This is a genomic window from Thalassolituus pacificus (assembly GCF_025318105.1).
In the GTDB taxonomy this organism is placed as follows: Bacteria; Pseudomonadota; Gammaproteobacteria; order Pseudomonadales; family Oceanobacteraceae; genus Venatoribacter; species Venatoribacter pacificus.
Genome location: NZ_JAOANI010000009.1, coordinates 12,985 through 32,415, shown reverse-complemented (window position 1 = coordinate 32,415; position 19,431 = coordinate 12,985). Strand labels below are relative to the sequence as shown.

Genomic DNA, 19,431 nt, shown 5'->3' with positions numbered 1-19,431 from the left:
TGAGAGATCAGCACAGGAGCTTATAATGACAATCAAACTTCCTTTCCCTGCTTTGCGCTTGCGCAAAATCCGTGGCCAGCAAAGCCTGCATGCCGGGCTGCTGCTCAGCGCCGGTCTGTTACTGAGCGCCTGCGGTCAGTCCGATAACCAGATCAGCGTCAGCAGCGACGAACGCGCGGCAACCGCCACCACCATTGCGGCCAACCGTCAGGTGGCAGAGCAACTGAATCTGAATGATCAGCAGGATTTTAACGATGCCCGCCGTGGCCTGATCGCCAGCCCGGAAAACCTGCAGGTTGCTTCGCTGGCCGACCCGGCCAAAAACGTCTGGGATATGCCGGCCTACGGCTTTGTTCAGGGTGATGCACCCGACAGCGTCAACCCCAGCCTGTGGCGTCAGGCACAGCTGAATAATATTCACGGTTTATTTGAAGTCACGCCGGGCATTTATCAGCTGCGTGGTTTTGATTTATCCAATATGACGCTGATTAAAGGCGACAGCGGCTGGATTGTGATCGACCCGATCACCGCTAAAGAAACATCACGCACCGCCTTTAATTTCGCCATGCAGCAACTGGCAGAGCGCTACCCGGGCACACAGAATATCAGCGCCATTTTATTTACCCACAGCCATATCGACCATTTTGGCGGTGTGCTCGGCATTATCAGCCAGCAGGAAATTGCACAGCGGAATATTCCGGTGATTGCACCGGCCGGATTTATGGAAGAAGCCACCAGCGAAAATATTATTGCCGGTACCGCCATGAGCCGCCGTGCGGTTTATATGTACGGTAAAAATCTGGCGCGGGACGAATTTGGTCACGTTGACTCTGGTTTGGGTAAAGGCCCGGCGTTTGGTGAGTTCAGCATTATTGAACCGAACCAGCTGGTCAGTGCCACTCCAACCGAGCTGACCATTGACGGTGTTCAGTTTCAGTTCCAGTACACGCCGGAATCCGAAGCACCGGCCGAGTTCACCTTTTATTTACCGCAATATAAAGCCTTCTGCGGGGGTGAAGTGGTTTCGCGCAATATGCACAACCTCTACACCCTGCGCGGTGCCAAAGTACGCGACGCCATGAAATGGAGTGCTTATATTGAAGAAGCACGTAATCTGTTTGCCGATGCCGATATTTATTTCGCCAGCCACCACTGGCCGATGTGGGGCAAAGAACGTATTCAGACCTTCCTGAAACAACAGCGCGATACCTATAAATTTATTCACGATCAGACCGTGCGCCGTATGAACCAGGGCATGACACCGGGTGAAATTGCCGAAGATCTGGCCCTGCCCGATTCCCTCGCCCAGGCCTTTTCCAGCCGGGGTTATTACGGCACGGTAAAACACAATGCACGTGCGGTTTACCAGGGCTATTTAGGCTGGTACGACGCCAACCCGGCCCACCTTGATCCGCTGCCCGATCCGCAACGGGCCGCCGGTTATGTTGCTCTCGCCGGTGGCGCCGGTGCTCTGCTGGAAAAAGCACAGAGTGCGTTTGATGCCGGTAATTACCGCTGGAGTGCCGAGCTGCTGAATCATCTGGTGTTTGCCGAACCGGATAATAGTGCGGCACGTAAACTGCTGGCACGTAATTATGATCAGCTGGGTTATCAGGCTGAGTCCGGTCCGTGGCGTGATGTGTATTTAACCGCAGCACTGGAACTGCGTACCGGTACACCGGAAACCGGCATTAATATCGCCACCATGAAAGATATGCTGCTGCAGACGCCGGTGGCCAACTTCTTCGATACTCTGGCCGTGCGCTTAAAAGCCGAAGATGCCGCCGATAAAAACTGGCGTATTAAAATTAACTTCACCGATCTGAATGAAAGCCACTTACTGTGGATTGAAAACGCCGTATTACATCATCGCCAGCTGAATCAAGACACGCCGGTGGAAGGTGAAATCAATGCCACCCTGAACCTGACTCACCCGCTGTTTATCAGCATGCTGATTGGTGAGGCCGGCTTAAAAGACACGCTGTTTTCTGATGACCTGAGCATTGATGGCAGCAAGATTGATCTGGTGCGCTTTTTCAGCCTGTTTGAAAAACCTGCAACATCGTTTGCGATTGTTTTGCCGGATTAATTTTCTTCTCGTTCCCACGCTCCGCGTGGGAATGCCCTGCTTCGTGTGGGAATGCAACTGTACGGCAAGGGCTACCACGCAGAGCGTGGGAGCCAGATGAAGCTCTCCCTTCTCGTTCCCATGCTCCGCGTGGGAATGCCCTGCTTCGTGTGGAAATGCAACGGTACCGGCCAGGGCTACGCAGAACGTGGGAGCCAGATGAGCGTGGGAGCCAGATGGCAAGAGACTTTCTGCGAGGGGGCATTTTTAAGCTCCGTCGCTTTTCTTTTCCTTACGGTATTGCCCCGGCGTCTGCTCAAACCAGCGCTGAAATGCGCGGTTAAAATTACTGCTGTCACTGAAGCCCAGCCGTAACGCTATATCCGTTACCGGCACCGCTGTCTGTAGCAGGTAATGAACGGCCATTTCACGCCGTACTTCTTCCAGTATCTGACGGAAACTGGTGCCTTCCTGTTGCAGATAACGCCTCAGTGTCCGTTCGCTCAGATTAAATACCTGTGCAGTATCGGCCAGCGTCGGTTCGCCCTGTTCCAGCACCGCCTGAATACTGTTTTTTATCCGCTCGTGCCAGTTAAGAGCATTCATTTTTTGCAGGTATTGTTCAACCAGAGCTTCGTTGGCCGCGGCCAGTTGTGAATCACCTGGCAATGCCATTTTTATCAGCTGTGCGCGTTCAAACCATAAGCAGTTGGTGGCTTGCTGAAAATTGACCGGACATTGAAAAAACGTACTCCAGCGTTCATGAGCAGAAACAGGTACAGCGCGCATTAATTCAACATTCTGTACCAGCATATTTTGCCCGGTTAACTGCCGGGCAAAGGTAACGATGGTGGCAAAAAAACCGTCAACCGCCAGCGCACTGATGGGCACACCAGCAAGCGGATCAATGGCAAAACCAATCCGGTGTGGCTGGTGAATAACGCGGATATTCACCGTATTGGAAATCATGGCGTGATAGCGCCCGAGCTTATCGATCACCTGCTGCATATTCTGACAACTGAGCATTAGCAGACCGAGGGCGCGAAAGTGCATGGGCTGCACATAACGGGAGACTTCCAGACCAAAAGCCGGATTAGCAGTAGCCTGTTCTACCCTGTCCCAGAACGCCGTCATGGTGGCAATGGCGACACGGCTGTCGGGTTGCTGCTCCAGTTCCTGCAGATTCAGGCCGACATCCTGCAGCAGCGGCAACGGATCGCGGCCTGATTCCTGCAGCGCTTTGCAGATCGCCAGTGCCCAGGCGGCGATGGTGGAATAAGACGACTGATTCATGGCGAACCTGTACTGAAAAGATTAACCGCCGGACAACATGACGCCGGCCAGAAAAGACTGCACAGCCGCCAGTACGGACTGACTGTCTTCCAGCTGAGGATAATGACCAATACCCGGCAATTGCACAATGTTTTCCCCGTCCACCAGTTCACGGTAACGGGCCACCATATGCTCACCGGAAATAGGATCGGCGGAGCCATTAATTAATGCCAGCGGCACGTGGGTATTCTGTAAGGCACCAACCCAACGCTCACGGAATTGCCGCCGCTCACTCATATAACGGATCAGCTTATGAAAAACCCGTAAGCCCTGCTGGTGTGAAATTAATGTCCAGAAGCCCTGCAGTTCTTCATCACTGAGCGGTTTCGCACAAATATAAGCAAAGGTTTTCTGCAACTTTTTATAAGAATACAAACGGGCAAACAGTGGCCCCAGCGGGCTGATCAGTAATTTCTGTACCAGCACCGGTTTGTGGGTTTCGGGAAACAGTCCGCCATTTAATAAAATACAGGCGCTTATGCTACTGTTATTGCTACTGTTATTGCTGCTTTGATTACTGTTGCGGTTCTGATCAAGATCACGGGCCAGTAATTCCTGTGCCACGGTATCGCCATAATCGTGTGCCAGAATGCTGTACTGCTGAATATTCAGATGCTTAAGCAGGGCTTGCTGTAAATCCGCCTGAAAGGCAATGCGGTAATCGCGATTCTGCGGTTTGGCACTGAAACCAAAACCCAGCATATCCATCGTGATGACAAAATAGTTTTCGCTCAGCGCCTGCCACTGGTAACGCCAGTCCCATGACGCCGTCGGAAAACCATGAATCAACAATAATGCCGGTTTGTCTGCATCACCTGCGGTGCAGTAAAAAATATCCTGACCCAGCAAGGAGATACGTTTTCCCTGTTGCTGCCACTGGTTTAAAGACGGTGCATTGGCGCTCATAAAAAACCTTTTTTATTTTTATAAAAACAGAGCAGGGCTTAACTTCGCCCTGCTCTGTGTTTCAGGCCCTGTTAATACCAATTAAACAGACCCTGGCGATTAAACAGACCCTGACGATAACCTTTTAGCGCACAGATTTACTGCGCGTAAGGTGCCTGAATACGCTCCAGTTTACGCAATAATCCGGGCCACGCCAGTTTGCCACCGGCATTGCGGGTTACCTGCTGTGCTGCCTGTTTAATACCGGCCACAATTGCATCCGGCACCATAATTAATTCACTACCACCGGACTGCGCCAGTAACTGCACTTCGCAGGCACGCTGCAGAATAAACATATTTAAAAAGGCATCAGCCACACTATCGGCACAGGTCAGCAGGCCATGATTGCGCAGAATCATAAACTGGGTTTCTCCCAGATCCGCGACTAAGCGGACTTTTTCTTCCGGATTTAACGCCACGCCTTCGTATTCGTGGTAGCTCAGGCCGGACAGCGGAAACAGCGATTGCTGAGAAATTGCCAGCAGGCCGTCTTTCTGTGCTGAAACCGCCACACCTTCTTTGGTGTGTAAATGAATCACGCACTTAGCATCATCACGGGCTTCGTGTACCGCACTGTGAATGGTAAAACCGGCCGGGTTAATTTCATATTCCGACGGCATCACTCTATTACCCTGCAGATCCACCTTGACCAGACTGGACGCCGACACTTCGTCAAACATCAAACCATAAGGGTTAATCAGAAAATGATGCTCCGGGCCGGGCACGCGGGCAGAAATATGAGTAAAAATCAGATCGTCCCAGCCATAATGGGCGACCAGGTTATAACAGGCGGCCAGATCAACCCGCATTTGCCATTCTTCGGCGGATACCTGTTCACGGACGCTGACGGCGTTTTGCTTGGTCATCTTAAACTCCTCTGGTTATTATTCTCACCAGCAACATACCCCGCCTGAGCGGCAAACTCTGTAAATTTTTGGACAATCCTGTGCCTGACAATCCGCCGTTATCCGCACCCGCCGAACCCTCCGTACAGCAGCGTCTGCAACTGCTGCGGCAAAGCTGGCTGGCCGAATTGCCGGAAGCGGAGCTGGAACAACTGGCCCGTGCCAGCACCATTCTGCGCCTGAGCACAGGCCAGCAGGTACATGCCCGTGGCGATCTGGCGAAAGGCTATATGGGAGTTATCAACGGGCGGCTGGGCGTCAGCACCCTGACCGATGACGGTAAAGTACTGACACTGGCTTATTTTTTACCCGGCGACTGGTTTGGTGAAATCTCATTGGTTGACGGGCTGCCACGTACCCACGACACCAGTGCGATGGAAGACAGCGAATTATTACTGATCGCCGCAACGGATTTTCAGTCGATGCTGCAGCGTTATCCGCAATTATGGCCGACGCTGGCAAAACACTTATGCCAGCGTTTACGGCTGCTGATGGATGCAGTGGAAGAAGCCACCCTGCTGCCGATGCCGGCACGCCTGGCACGAAAATTATTGCAGTTGCAGCGTATGGATACCCGCCACTCGATGTCGCAGCAGGCACTGGCAGAAATGATGGGCGTATCGCGGCAGTCGGTGGCGCGGGTACTGGCGCAGTGGGTGAGCGCCGGCTGGATCAGCACACACTATAACCGCATTGATATTCTCGACAGCCAGGCGCTGGAAGCGGTTGCCGGGCATGCCGGTGTACCGCGCTGAAAATTCCAGCCGCTGACGCTGATCAGTAGCCCTGACAATCAGCCCTGCCCGTCCGGGCGATCATCCCGCAGAACCAGCGTTGGCTGGCGCAGAATATAAACACTCACCAACACACCGATGGCAGGCAGAATTATTTTTACCGGCAAACGATCCACCAGCACAAAAGCCGTCAGCAGCATGGTGCTCCACATCAGCAGCAGCGTGTATATTTTTGCCCGTAGCGGAATACCCTTGCCATCAAGGTAATAAATCACATAACGGCCCAGCTTCGGATGCCGGATCAGCCATAGATAAAAACGCGGGGAGGTACGCAGAAAACAGGCCGCCGCCAATAATAAAAACGGTGTGGTAGGCAGCAGCGGCAGAAAAATCCCCAACACACCCAAGGCAACACTAAGCCAACCACAGCCCAGTACCAGCGCCCGCAGCAGTGGCTGACGGATGGCTTTTTTTTCCGCCAGCTGTGAGTGCAGTCCGGCATCCGCTTCAGTGAGGGTGGCATCCGGTGCTGTATCACCGGACGGTTGCGGTTGATCCTGCATGCGGTTCCTGTGTCAGTGTTGTCTTATCAATGTAAACGTAACCGATATTGGTAATCGAAGTATGGCTGAAGATTGCCCAGCGTGGGATTCATACTGCCATTCAGTTTAAGACGGAAATGCGTAACCTGAGCATCAAAACCATCAGCTTCGGCGCTTGGCTGATAGCTAAAGGTATTACCACCATCACTGGAAAATTCCAGGCCGTCTGTTGTACTGGTCAGACTGTTAAAAGTAAACGTCAGGCCGGTGCGGTTATTGCCACTGCCATTAACAAAAGTGACCGGGCTGGTGGTGCTGTCGGTACCAACATAAAACTCTGAGTCAGCAGCAATAGCCTGCACAAGCACGGTGCTGTCCGGGTCAGAGCTCAGCGTTCCAACATTGCTGGCACGTACCGAGTAATCAATCACCGCCCCAGGAATGGCTTTCGGATTACTGCCGCCATTAACCGGATCAGAAATCACCTGCGCCGTACTGTTCAGCTGTAAATCATACACGCCATTACACTGCGAAAAATTCGCTGCCGGAATAATTTGGTAAGCGGCAGAGTTATTTGAAGTCGTACTCCAATACGCTGCATAAGAATCACCGCCAGTATACTCCTGGTGACGAAATTCAAATTTATGATAACCACGGGCCAGGCCAAGACGTCGAGCATTACTGGTATTTGCCCTTCCAAGAGCACCGTGTCCGTCATACCAACTGACAAGAACTGTATCGTTCAGCCGCAGTTCAACCGCATCATCACCATCCAGCGCCAACCACCAGTCACCGTCGGTCGGTACATATAAATAACCATCAAAAAGGCTCAGATAATACTCATTACCACGGTTATCGAACCAGTTGCCACTGCCATTTACCTGAGTAAACACCGTCTGACCATCCAGGTAGGTTTCGTTGGAAAACGTATTCACCATTGCCTGAAACTGGCTGGCATTAGCCGGGTAATCAATGCTGCTGCTCTGAGTATTAAAAAAACGTGTCCATAATCCGGACGAGGCTACACAGCTGCGTCCCGCTGGCAGAATCAATGTACGCACGGCAACAGAGCCAGAGGCTGTATTATTGCCGCGGTTACTGTCGTACTGCGGGCCAGAAACCTGTGCGCTGTAACTAAAACTCTGGCCATCAGTACCTGCTGGCGGCACCGCCGACAACGTCAGCGGGTTAAACGCCTCCCCCGAAGCAACGGCGTCAGAATAGGTGCAGCTCGCACTGCCGCTGCTGAGAGAGCAATTCCAGGGCGCACTCCCCAGCTGATTTATCTGAAAACTACCGCCTAAAGCGACAGACAGTACAGTATCGGGCAATGTCTCGTCCGGGCCATTATTGAACACATTCAGGCTGATATCGCGGGCGCTGCCACTGACCCATAAAGCCGGTGGCGTTGCATTCAGGCTGAGTTCTGCACTGCAGCTCTGGTGGGCACCAAAGGTAACGGTCGGTTCGGAAATCGGACAGCTGTAGGAGCGAATATCAATATTTGAGGTACTGAAAGCATTCCAACTTTGACGCCACTCTCTTCTATCCGTACAACGTCCATTCGGGCGACAGAATTGAGCGGTAATACCACCATCATCACCGTCTTCCACACCGATAATTTCAATTTTGTGATAACCCGAAGTCAAATAGCGAGAGCCATATAAAATGTCCGCACTATTACCATTTGGCCAAGTTTGTCCTCCCCACCACAAGTTACTTCCCCACTGCTCTTCAATTGGTTGGCCATCAATATAAAGACCCCCACCATGACCAAAATCGGCGCCATAACGAAAATACCAGACTCCAACCTCACTGCTTTTTACTTCGAAATAACTCTGCGAATAAGCAACAATATTTCTTTTGCTGCCATTACCATTGTTAAACGTGTTGTGGTTAGTAATGCCTGTAAAGTTATTGATAAACGTGCAGCCATATCCGCGGTTATTATCGTTACTGTTGTTAAAAGCCGCCAGGCCCTGCGCTTTGCTCTGGGGATCAACGGTTGAATAACGGGTATGAAAACGGATACCTAGCTTATCAAACACTGGCGGTACCTGCGCTAACGGATCCGCTTCGGTTTTACCGTAATACAGATAAATTTTACGACTGCTGTTGGCCGGCAAGCTGGATAATTTTATCCAGACTTCTGCGCTTTTATTTTGCGCATTCCAGTTATCAACATAATAAGGAATTTCTGTAGAATCATCCTGATCCAGAATGCGCAGATCGTTGCCGCCGGATGTCCAGTTATAAGAAGGATGAAGTTCGTTGCCGTTAATGCGCAGCAGAATCTGATAGTTGGTCAGTGTTGAACCAGAGTTTTCACTGAGCGTAATCTCTGTGCGGTAAGGCCAGTCGCAAAGCAGTCCGGCATAACTGCTGTTTGCCACCATCAGTAAAACCCAGAACAACCCGCGCATTGTATGTTTCCTCCATTAATATGCGCGCATTGTACTGCAAAAGACCGGTCGCGACTGCTGCCGCATTTTGTCAATCCGGGCTCTTATTTGTCAAAAAGCCTCTGCAGCAGTAACCAGTTGTAACATCCGTGATATACAGACGTTCAGGTATCAGAAGCGGCGACTGAAACGACGGCGATATTCTGTGGGAGTTAATCCGGTTTTCTTACGGAATAAACGGCGGAACGAACTGGCATCTTCATAGCCCACATCATTCATCACCACATCGACCGTACGTTCGGTTTCTTCCAGTAATTTCTGTGCAGCTTCTATGCGTATAGATTGCACATAGGTATTGGGCGGCATATCCAGTGCGGCATTAAAACGACGTATCAGAGTGCGCTTGGACACACTGAAGCGGTCGGCCAGTTCATCTACGGTAAAGTTACCGGCGTAGTGTTCTTCCAGCCAGGCCTGAACCTGCTTCACCAGATCGTCTTTATGCGGCTTGGATAAGCGCATTAATGAATACGACAACTGGCTGTCGCGGCGATAATCGATCACAAAGGCTTTGGCAGTCTGAATGGCTGTTTCAAAACCAAAATTACGCTCAATAATATGCAGCCCCAGATCAAACCAGGCCAGACCGCCACCGGCACAATAAATATGATCATGGCGGGTAATCAGCTGATCGGCTTTCAGTTCCACCTGCGGATAACGCTGCTCAAACAGATCTTTAAAACCCCAATGGGTAGTGGCTACTTTGCCGTTGAGAATGCCGGATTCGGCCAGCAAAAAATTACCGGTGCAGTTACCGGCAATGGTCCAGCCGTGGGCATCGGCGCGGCGCAGCAAAGCCAGCAGTTGCGGATTAACATCAATCACATCTTCCACCGGGCCACCGATGGTTGGCACCACGATCACGTCCACATCCTGCACATCGTCGTAACTCATATGCGCCAGCAGCTGAATACCATTAATGCAGCGGATAGGACCGCCGTCCGGGCTGGCAATGCGCACGTTAAATAAACGTTCCAGCTCCTGCCCCTGAATACGGTTCCAGGTCACACCTGCCAGACCAAACAGATCGGCAACGCCGGTCATGGCCGAAGACAGGGCTTTATCAAAACCCGCGATCACTACATTAAGCATGGATGGCCCTCTTTAAAATCTCTGCTGCACTGCACTCTGATACCTGACATCCGACAGCTGGCATCTGAAAAATCAGGCTGACGGCATGGGTTATGTCACTATTAGCATTAAGTGTGGCTATATTGACGATTATCCGACGGCATGACAAGCCTGATACTGGTGAAATACGTCATAGAATTCATGACTCCACTTTTTACTCATCCTCCGGGAGCCAAGCCGTGTCGAAACTTATTAATCAGAAAGATCTGGAATTTCTGCTGTATCAGGTATTTCAGGCTGAGCAGCTGACCGAACTGCCCCATTACAGTGAGCACGACCGCACCACCTTCGATGGCATTCTGAATACCTCAAGCCGCATTGCCGAAGACTACTTTGCTCCGCACAACGCCAAAGCGGACGAACACGAGCCGCAATTTGACGGCGAAAAAGTCAGCACCATCCCGGAAGTAAAAGAAGCCTGGCAACACTTTGCCGACTCCGGCCTGCTGTGCGCCCGCCACAGCTATGACGACGGTGGCATGCAGCTTCCGTCGCTGCTGCATATGGCCGCCAATGCTTACTTTATGTCGGCCAATCCTTCCACCGCTGGTTACCCCTTCTTAACCAGCGCCGCCGCCAATGTGATCCACGCCTTTGGCAGCGATGAACAGAAAGCCACCTTTGTACCGCACATGTTCAGTGGCCGTTTTTCCGGCACGATGGCGCTGACCGAACCGGATGTTGGCTCATCACTGGGCGATCTGACCACCCGTGCACTGCCCGCCGATGACGGCAGTTACCGCATTAAAGGCCAGAAGATGTATATCTCCGGCGGCGATCAGGACATCACTGAAAATATCGTGCACCTGGTGCTGGCCCGTATTCAGGGCGCGCCACAGGGGGTTAAAGGCATTTCGTTGTTTATCGTGCCGAAATTTCACACCAACGCCGATGGTTCGCTGGGCGCACGCAACGATGTGCAGCTGGCCGGTCTGCTGCACAAAATGGGCTACCGGGGCACGACCTCCACCGTTTTAAGCTTTGGCGAAAAAGACGACTGCCACGGCTACCTGATTGGTGAAGCAGGTAAGGGCCTGATGTATATGTTCAAAATGATGAACGAAGCCCGTATTGGTGTTGGTCTGGGCGCCGCCATGATCGGTTACCGCGGTTATCTGGAATCCCTCGACTACGCCCGTAACCGTCCGCAGGGCCGTTCTCCGGTTGAGAAAGATCCGCTCAGCAAACCGCTGAACATCGTTGAGCATGCCGATGTAAAACGCATGCTGCTGGCACAGAAATCCTACGTCGAAGGGTCGCTGGCGCTGTGTCTGCTGGCCGCCCGCTTAGTGGATGAACAGGAAGCCGGACAAAACGCCGACAGCGGCATCCTGCTCGACTTATTAACCCCGGTGGTGAAATCTTTCCCATCGTTTTACGGCCCGCGCGCCAACGACCTGGCCATTCAGGTGCTGGGTGGCGCCGGTTATACCCGCGAATACCCGGTCGAGCAGTGCTACCGCGACAACCGCTTAAATCCGATTCACGAAGGCACCCACGGCATTCAGTCGCTGGATTTACTGGGCCGCAAACTATGGCAACACAATGGCAAAGGCCAGCAGCTGTTAATGGCGCGGGTGCAGGCCACACTGAAATCTGCGCAGAGCAAAGAACAACTCAGCGAGCTGACCGCCAGCTATCAGAAGCATCTGAACACCCTGTTGCAAACCACCATGGTACTGGGCAAAGCCCTGCAGAGCGGTCAGGTCAGTGATGCACTGGGTAACTCAGCGCTCTACCTCGACATGATGGGCAAGATGGTGATCGGCTGGTTGTGGCTGGAAATGGCCGACAAAGCCATCGACACCTTTGGCGCTTCGGCGGCAGAAGACGACCAGCAATTTCTCGCCGGTAAACTGCAGGCGGCACGCTACTTTATCCGCTGGGAACTGCCGGAAATTGAGCATCAGGCCAAATTGTTAACCGGGTTTGACGATACCTGCACCGCCATGAACCCGGACTGGTTTTAATCAGTCCCCCGTATAAGGATCACACCATGACTGCCAAAGTACTTGTTGAAGCCAGTGAGCATATCCTCACCATTACTTTTAACCGGGCCGACAAACTGAACGCCCTCGACCCGGAGAGTTACCACCTGCTGGCCCAGGCACTGTACCGCCTGCAACACGATGATGAATTACGCGTCGGTGTGATTCTGGCCGATGGCAAACACTTCACCGCCGGTCTGGAGCTGGATAAATGGGCCCCCATTTTTGCTCAGAGCGGTGCTCCACAGATAGCCTCCGGTGAAATTGACCCCTACGGCATTTCCGGCGAAATCCTGAGCAAACCGCTGATCATTGCCGTGCATGGTCTGTGCTACACCTCCGGGCTGGAATTGCTGCTCAATACCGATATCCGTCTTGGCACCGCTGATACCCGCTTTGCCCAGCTGGAAGTACAGCGTGGTATCTACCCCTGCGGCGGCGGTACGGTACGCCTGCCGGAAGAAATCGGCTGGGCACGGGCCCAGCGTTACCTGCTGACCGGTGACGAGTTCAGCGGCCAGCAGGCCTATGATTGGGGCATGCTGACCGAACTGTGTGAATTCGAGCAGCTGCACAGCCGCGCCCGCGAACTGGCACAGAAAGTGGCCGCCGCCGCTCCGTTGGGTGTACGCGCCGCGCTGAAATCGTCAAAAACCGCGCGCCTGCACGGCGATACCGCCGCACTGAGCACCGTCTTTGACGATATGGGCAAAGTGTTAAAGAGTGAGGATGCCGCCGAAGGCGTACGCTCGTTTATGGAACGCCGTGCGGCAAGGTTCAGCGGTCGCTGAGCGCACAAAGAACGCCCCACGGATAACACCCGACGAATAAACGCCAGGAAAACCGTTATAACGGCGGTTTTTCCTGTTATTTCATTAGGGCCTGTTAACACTAATTAAACAGGCCTGTTATTGGTTAAAAATATCTCAGACAAGACGCTGAGAGTGTGGGATGTTCAGCACATCCCTATGCTTCACCCCTTCGGGGTTGGCACACCAATCTGTTCCAGACAGATTGGTAACGGGTTAAGCGAGCGAACAGCAACGCAGGATGAGAGATTTTTAGCCATAACCCTTCGGGCTGAGGCCAGTTTTCCCCATCAACTTCGTCATTCGTCATTCATTTAGCCCGCTAATATCACTCCTCTCTCCTCGTTCTGAGAAAAACTGGCTCTCAGCAGGCCCGGTTCACTTAGTGTTAACAGGCCCTAGGTTAAACGGCCCAAGAGGACAAATCGGGCAAACCGGAAGCAGACCTCAGATCAGAAACTATACTGATTTGGTATGACCATGCATCCGGAGCCTTGAATGAAATCTTTACCCCTAAAAACCAAGCTGTTTGCCATCACGCTGTCAGCCATTCTGTTGCTGGCCGCGGCGCTGACCTGGCGCAGCTATCAGGGAATAACCTCACTCAGCGAACAATTGCAGGTACACAGTGAAAAAAACCTGACCAACGCCGTTATCACCCAGCTGCAAACAAAAACTCAGGCCTATGGCGAGCAGATCAGTAACTACATCAATGCCGCCTACCGTATCCCGATGACGATGGCAGCCGCGATTAAAACCGCGATTGAAAATGGCGATGGCAGTCGTGCACAAATCAGCGAAATGATGGGTGCCGCACTCGCGGCTAACAACGATGTCAGCTCCACATACGCCCAGTTTGAACGTAACGGCTTTGACGGCCGCGACAGCGAATTCGTTGATTCCGGCCTGATTTACAACGCCGAAAGCACCGGCTCTCTGGAAATTTACTGGATCCGTAATGAAGCCGGTCAGGTAGAACAGCAGAAGGTCGATGACCCGGACGAAAAATACCTCAATGCCCGCAATGAATTCGGCATCCGTCAATCGGAGTGGTATCTCTGCGGTCGCGATAAAAAAGTGCCCTGCCTGATGGAACCCTACCTGTATGAGATCAGACCGGGCTATGAAGAGCTGATGACCAGTCTGACCTCCCCGATTATGGTTAACGGAACTTTCCGCGGCATTGCCGGCGTTGACGTCAACCTGCCCATTTTCCAGAAACTCGTCGATGAACTGAGCCAATCCCTCTACAACGGTAAAGCCCGGGTAACACTGCTCAGTGAAATAGGCCTGGTCGTAGCGTCCAGCCATTATAAAGATAAGCTGATGCGGCCATTAAAAGAGTCTTTGCCCGAGCGAGGCGACGCACTGAGTCAACTACACAAAGGTGAAGGACTGCTGACCGGCAAAGACAATCTGTACGTTGCCCGCGGACTGAAAATTCCGGCCTCCAACAGTGAGTGGTCACTGCTGATTGAGCTGCCACTCGACGTTGCACTGGCCGATCTGGAAACCCTGAAAGCGCTGGTTGCCGAAGAAAAAACCACGGTTCTCGGCAGTCAGCTGTTACTCGCTCTGGTGTTAGCCGGGGCAGCTCTGGCCGCAATCACGATATTGATTCAGTCCATTACCAAACCGCTGTCCGTGCTGAACAAACAGGTCGAGCAACTGTCGAGTGCCGATGGCGATCTTTCCCAGCGCCTGCAACTGGATACCCACGCCGAACTGATCAGCCTGAGTGGCGGCTTTAACCGTTTCCTGAGTAAATTGCGGGATCTGGTCATTGCGTTAAAAGACGTAAGTCTTGAAGTGCGCAACGAGTCGGCTGAAAACCTGAAAATCAGCCAGAAAACCCGCAAAGCCACCGACCAGCAACAAAGCGAAATGGATAACGTGGTGACCGCAACTCAGGAAATGTCGGCCACCGCACAGGAAGTGTCACGCATTGCCTCCGACGTTGCCGTACGCGCTAACGATATCCATTCGACGGTTACAGCGTCGCAGCAGAATTTGTCCACCGCAGTGGAAACCGTGCTGGAGCTGAGCGAAAACATGCATACCGCGAGCGAGTCGATTACCAAAGTCTCCGCCCGCTCCGACGACATTAACCGCATTCTGGTGGTGATTGGCTCCATTGCCGAACAGACCAACCTGCTGGCCCTGAACGCTGCCATCGAAGCCGCCCGTGCCGGTGAACAGGGACGGGGCTTTGCCGTGGTCGCCGATGAAGTGCGTACCCTCGCGTCCAAAACACAGGAATCGACGGAAGAAATTAACAATATGATTGGCAGCCTGCAGGGCGAGGTAAAAGCCGCGGTCAGCATTATTGATAGTGGCAGCCAGAAAGCCGGACTGGCGATGGAATCCACCCGCGAGGCCCACGGCTCATTGCAGAATGTGGTGCATGCGATCAGCGAAATTGCCGACCATATCCGTCAGGTAGCGACCGCCGCCGAAGAGCAAAGCTCAGTGAGCGGAGAAATCACCCGCAACCTGACCGTTATCGGTGACGCCACCACCATGCTGGCCGAGCTGGCGCAGGAAGCCAACCAGAGCAGCCATAACGTGACCGAACAGCTCGACCGTTTGGATAAACAGTTGAGTGCATTGCGCACCTGAAGCCGCACGCCAGACAACCAGCCCCGCCAATGCATATTGGCGGGGCTTTTTTGTGTCAAACAATCATGATTTAACGGCAGATAATTTCTGTTTCAAGCGCTGCCCTCTCCCTGCGGCATGATGTCGCACGGCCTTCACTCTGCTGGTTGTCTATGGATAATCGCGGCCACTGAAATACTCAACGCGCTAATTTCTAAAAACTCACCAATAACTCAAAACGAATCACTAGCCACTCCCTGTTAAGGAACCTGTAATGGAATTCAAAAAACTGACTCCCCTGATGCTTGCTGCACTTCTGGCCGCTTGCGGTGGAGACGACAATGATAATAAGGACAATGGTCCGCAGGCAGTCACCATTAATTTTGCCGCTAAAGTCGGCAGTGCCGATCTGACGTGTGGCGAAAATACAACCATGGTCGGCACCGCCAACTCCGGCAATGGCAGCCTGCCCATCATTAAAGATTTCCGTTTGTACATTTCCTCCGTTCAGGTTGCCGGCAACGATGGCGAATTTGTGAATGTCGAACTGGATCAGAATGACTGGCAGCATCAGAACGTTGCTCTGCTGGATTTTGAAGATGGCAGCGCTACCTGCAGCAGTGGTACCACTGCAACCCATAACAGCATCAGTGGAAAGATTCCGGCTGGCGAATATACCCAGCTGCGTTTTACCCTGGGCGTTCCACAGGAACTGAATCATCTTGACCGCACCACCGCACCGTCACCATTAAATATCGATGGTATGACCTGGAGCTGGGCCGGTGGTTATAAGCATGCGCGCATGGATGTGGCTGGCTGGAATATTCACCTGGGCACTACCGGCTGTACTCTGGACAGCAACAACGAAAACCTTGATTGCTCTGCCGACCGCCCAAACCGGCCAACCTACACCTTTAATAATTTCTCGGCCGACAGCGTTGTTACCTTTGATTATGCCGAACTGGTCAGCACCTCCGATATTACCAGCAACGTTAATGGCGCACTGGGCTGTATGTCCGGAGAAACCGATGCTGAATGTGCGCCTCTGTTCAGTAAAATGGGTTTGGACATCACCTCAGGTGAATGTGCCGCTGACGGTTGTGACAGCCAAAGCTGGATCACTCTGGAATAATTATTAAGGCACCTCTGAATAATTCTGCACAGCTTCGCGTGAGTGCTGCAGAGTGCTTTTGACAAGGCGTCGATTGCAGTGAATGGCGAGTCCTTTATAAAATCGACAACACCGTCAAAACGCTCTGCAGCCCACGCCCTTCGGGGCTTGCTGAAAAAATCCAGCTCGGTGTTGCCACGTTTTGACGTAACCCGTTATGCCTTCAACGTGGCGCCTTGATCTGAACGTTTTCAGTAAGCCGAAGCGGGCACTGAATTATTCAGAGGTGCCTTAACCCTTTCTTTTATCAGGCCGGGCTCCTGCCCGGCCAGTGAGTTTTTCATGTTGAAAACACACCGAGTTTTACTGTTGCTGAGTTTTTTCCTGCTCAGCGCCTGCCGTTCTTCAGAATTTAATCTTGACCTTGAGCAACAGGTCGAAGGGGCTACTTTGCTGCAATTCAGTAAGGAAGGTGGTTTTGTCCTGCCGCCCATTCCTGATAGTAACCCCCTGACCGATGGCAAAGCAGAATTAGGCCGCCATCTTTTTTACGACAAACGCCTTTCCGGTAATCAGACGCAGAGCTGCGAGAGTTGTCATATACAGGCTCTGGCATTCACCGATGGTAAAGCCCTGCCACAGGGGTCAACCGGTGAAACCCTGGCACTGAACTCACAAAGCCTGACGAATGTTGCCTACAATGCCAGCTACACTTGGTGGAATCCCATTCTGATCCGTATTGAAGATCAGCTGTTTATTCCGCTGACCGGCGATACTCCGGTTGAGCTGGGTATTAATGACGGCAACCTGAATACAGTATTACAGCGCTTCCGTGACGACCCGTCGTACCAGGCGTTGTTCGCGGCGGCGTTCCCCAATGAAACTGACCCTTACACGCTGGTTAATGTTGCGAAAGCGCTCGCCTCCTTCAGCCGTATTTTAATTTCTGACCGATCAGCGTTTGATAAAGGTCAGCTGTCTGATTCCGCAAAACGCGGTCAGCAATTATTTTTTTCAGAAAGTCTGGAATGTTTCCACTGCCATAACGGTTTTAATTTCTCCAGCTCAACCGTCACCATCAATACGCGCTTTCCCGAGCGGGTCTTTTTTAATAACGGTTTATACAACCTGAATAACAACGGTAGTTACCCGGAGGATATTCAGGGGAAATTTAAAGTCACCGCCGACTGGAATGACATGGGAGCTTTCCGCCCGCCAACACTGCGCAATATCGAATTAACCGCACCCTATATGCACGATGGTTCAATCGCCACCCTGGAAGACGTGATCGATTTTTATGCCGCCGGTGGCCGTAATGTTACCAGTGGCGCCAACCAGGGTGATGGCCGCCTGAATCCGTATAAAAGTGATTTTGTAAACGGTTTTACTCTGAGCGCTCAGGAAAAAACCGATTTACTGAATTTTTTAAAAAGCCTGACCGATTACGAGTTTATTGCTGATCCGCGTTTCGCCAACCCTTTTCCTGCTGCTGAGTTGTAATCATGAAGCGTTTACTGGCAACCACTTTACTTTCCACCTCAGCGTCTGTCGTTCAGGCCCATGATGGCATCATGCACACCAGCAGCGCAGCGGCTTCTTATGATTGGGCGCTGGACATTATGCTCAGCTACCGCGACCAGCCCGCCGCCGTTGCGCGCGGTTTTTTACCCATTAATGGCCACAGTGAAAACGCCGGACTGAATCTGCAGCACGTCGATATCAGCCGCGATTTTCGTTGGAATGACCGCTGGAATAACAAGCAGACCGCGCGCGTCACCCTGTCCAGCCATGACGATGGTGCCGAAGTTGATGAAGCCTGGGCCACGCAAACATACGGTGCCTGGTCATTGCGCTTCGGTCAGCAGCGTCTTGATCTGGGCTTGCGCAATGTCTTACATGAGCATAACTGGACGATGATCAGTCCGACGCTGGTCAACCAGGTGTTCTGGGGCGGACAAACAGCCGAAGCCGGCATTAACCTGCAACACGAATCACAACAGGGTAACTGGTGGTTCCGGCAACAGCTGGGAGGCTTTTCCACTTCCCTGTTTGAAACCAACGGCGCCAGTGCTGCCGCGCTGGCATCGTCGGTACTGGGCTACCGTAACGCAGGACGCCTGGCCGGGATAAAGCTCGACCTGTACCACGCCAATCTGCAAGACCGTGGGCTCAATCTTTTTTCACTGAACCCACAGCAACATTCGCACGGCAGCACGGCCACCGAGTTTTTTGATGGTCACCTGACGCAATTCGGCCTCAGCCTGTTTGTGCATCAGAGCATCACTGCCGGTACGTTCTCCTTTGAAAGTGAGTACCAACAGCGCCAGGAACGTGGCGCCTTGCGCAGCGCCGCCGGACAAACCACCGACGCCACAGCCAATCTGCAACTCGACAGCTGGGGCGGCTATGCCGAAGCCAGTTTTAAAGCCAACAATGGTCTGATTGCTGCGGTGCGCCATGAATGGCTGGGCAGCGATGTTGAACTGTCGGAGGTTGCCTCCAGCGATCTCACCACCTCGGTACTGAATCAGGCCGACGACGACCCGCAACGCCAGATTATGCTGCTGGGTTATCGCTTCAATGATCAGGGTAACACCACCGTCAAATACCAGTGGCAGCAACAAAACAGCTGGCTGCGGGGTTCGGCGCAGTGGCAGCTACTGGCGCAGCAAAGCTACCGCTTCTGATCATCACGGACGACAACACGCCTGCGACCGGATTCTGCAGCCGCTGAATCATTCTGCCTGGCCCATGGCTGTGATAAACTGCGCGGCGCTGGCCACCGGCCAGAGATCCTCTCAGAGCC

The 19,431-nt window shown here is 52.7% G+C and carries 14 protein-coding genes; 8 read left to right on the top strand and 6 right to left on the bottom strand.

What is annotated here, in order from left to right; genetic code table 11:
* Positions 1–25: 25 nt before the first annotated feature.
* On the top strand, positions 26–2,089 hold the full coding sequence (locus NYR02_RS02160) for an alkyl/aryl-sulfatase (protein ID WP_260974756.1): 2,064 nt from the start codon (positions 26–28) through the stop codon (positions 2,087–2,089).
* A gap of 246 nt (positions 2,090–2,335) precedes the next feature.
* On the opposite strand, the gene NYR02_RS02155 is transcribed toward NYR02_RS02160, so the two are convergent.
* The 3 genes from NYR02_RS02155 to NYR02_RS02145 all read right to left on the bottom strand — a co-directional run bounded on the left by NYR02_RS02155 (position 2,336) and on the right by NYR02_RS02145 (position 5,211).
* Positions 2,336–3,361 (bottom strand): AraC family transcriptional regulator, encoded by a 1,026-nt coding sequence (locus NYR02_RS02155; protein WP_260974755.1) that lies wholly within the window; start codon positions 3,359–3,361, stop codon positions 2,336–2,338.
* A gap of 21 nt (positions 3,362–3,382) precedes the next feature.
* Positions 3,383–4,306, bottom strand: a complete 924-nt coding sequence (locus NYR02_RS02150) for an alpha/beta fold hydrolase (protein ID WP_260974754.1) — start codon at positions 4,304–4,306, stop codon at positions 3,383–3,385.
* 137 nt (positions 4,307–4,443) lie between these two features.
* Positions 4,444–5,211, bottom strand: coding sequence for a class II aldolase/adducin family protein (locus tag NYR02_RS02145; protein WP_260974753.1), 768 nt, complete (start codon positions 5,209–5,211; stop codon positions 4,444–4,446).
* A gap of 80 nt (positions 5,212–5,291) precedes the next feature.
* Here NYR02_RS02145 and NYR02_RS02140 point away from each other — a divergent pair, with 80 nt between their 5' ends.
* Positions 5,292–6,005 (top strand): Crp/Fnr family transcriptional regulator, encoded by a 714-nt coding sequence (locus NYR02_RS02140; protein WP_260974752.1) that lies wholly within the window; start codon positions 5,292–5,294, stop codon positions 6,003–6,005.
* 38 nt (positions 6,006–6,043) lie between these two features.
* On the opposite strand, the gene NYR02_RS02135 is transcribed toward NYR02_RS02140, so the two are convergent.
* The 3 genes from NYR02_RS02135 to NYR02_RS02125 form a co-directional block, all read right to left on the bottom strand.
* The gene (locus NYR02_RS02135; RefSeq protein WP_260974751.1) at positions 6,044–6,547 is read right to left on the bottom strand and encodes a YbaN family protein; all 504 of its coding nucleotides are present in this window, start codon (positions 6,545–6,547) and stop codon (positions 6,044–6,046) included.
* Between the two features lie 26 nt (positions 6,548–6,573).
* Complete coding sequence (locus NYR02_RS02130) at positions 6,574–8,949, bottom strand: DUF2341 domain-containing protein (protein ID WP_260974750.1); 2,376 nt, start codon at positions 8,947–8,949, stop codon at positions 6,574–6,576.
* 150 nt (positions 8,950–9,099) lie between these two features.
* Complete coding sequence (locus tag NYR02_RS02125; protein WP_260974749.1) at positions 9,100–10,080, bottom strand: GlxA family transcriptional regulator; 981 nt, start codon at positions 10,078–10,080, stop codon at positions 9,100–9,102.
* A 218-nt stretch (positions 10,081–10,298) separates the two neighbouring features.
* Here NYR02_RS02125 and NYR02_RS02120 point away from each other — a divergent pair, with 218 nt between their 5' ends.
* The 6 genes from NYR02_RS02120 to NYR02_RS02095 all read left to right on the top strand — a co-directional run bounded on the left by NYR02_RS02120 (position 10,299) and on the right by NYR02_RS02095 (position 19,312).
* Positions 10,299–12,089 carry an acyl-CoA dehydrogenase gene (locus NYR02_RS02120; RefSeq protein ID WP_260974748.1) on the top strand — a complete coding sequence of 597 codons (1,791 nt, stop codon included), beginning with the start codon at positions 10,299–10,301 and terminating at the stop codon, positions 12,087–12,089.
* Between the two features lie 26 nt (positions 12,090–12,115).
* Positions 12,116–12,898 (top strand): crotonase/enoyl-CoA hydratase family protein, encoded by a 783-nt coding sequence (locus NYR02_RS02115; protein WP_260974747.1) that lies wholly within the window; start codon positions 12,116–12,118, stop codon positions 12,896–12,898.
* Between the two features lie 516 nt (positions 12,899–13,414).
* On the top strand, positions 13,415–15,535 hold the full coding sequence (locus NYR02_RS02110) for a methyl-accepting chemotaxis protein (protein ID WP_260974746.1): 2,121 nt from the start codon (positions 13,415–13,417) through the stop codon (positions 15,533–15,535).
* A gap of 253 nt (positions 15,536–15,788) precedes the next feature.
* On the top strand, positions 15,789–16,646 hold the full coding sequence (locus NYR02_RS02105) for an MbnP family copper-binding protein (RefSeq protein WP_260974745.1): 858 nt from the start codon (positions 15,789–15,791) through the stop codon (positions 16,644–16,646).
* A gap of 321 nt (positions 16,647–16,967) precedes the next feature.
* On the top strand, positions 16,968–18,125 hold the full coding sequence (locus NYR02_RS02100; protein ID WP_260974744.1) for a methanobactin export MATE transporter MbnM: 1,158 nt from the start codon (positions 16,968–16,970) through the stop codon (positions 18,123–18,125).
* Positions 18,126–18,127: 2 nt separating this feature from the next.
* The gene (locus tag NYR02_RS02095; RefSeq protein ID WP_260974743.1) at positions 18,128–19,312 is read left to right on the top strand and encodes a hypothetical protein; all 1,185 of its coding nucleotides are present in this window, start codon (positions 18,128–18,130) and stop codon (positions 19,310–19,312) included.
* The last annotated feature ends 119 nt before the right edge of the window (positions 19,313–19,431 follow it).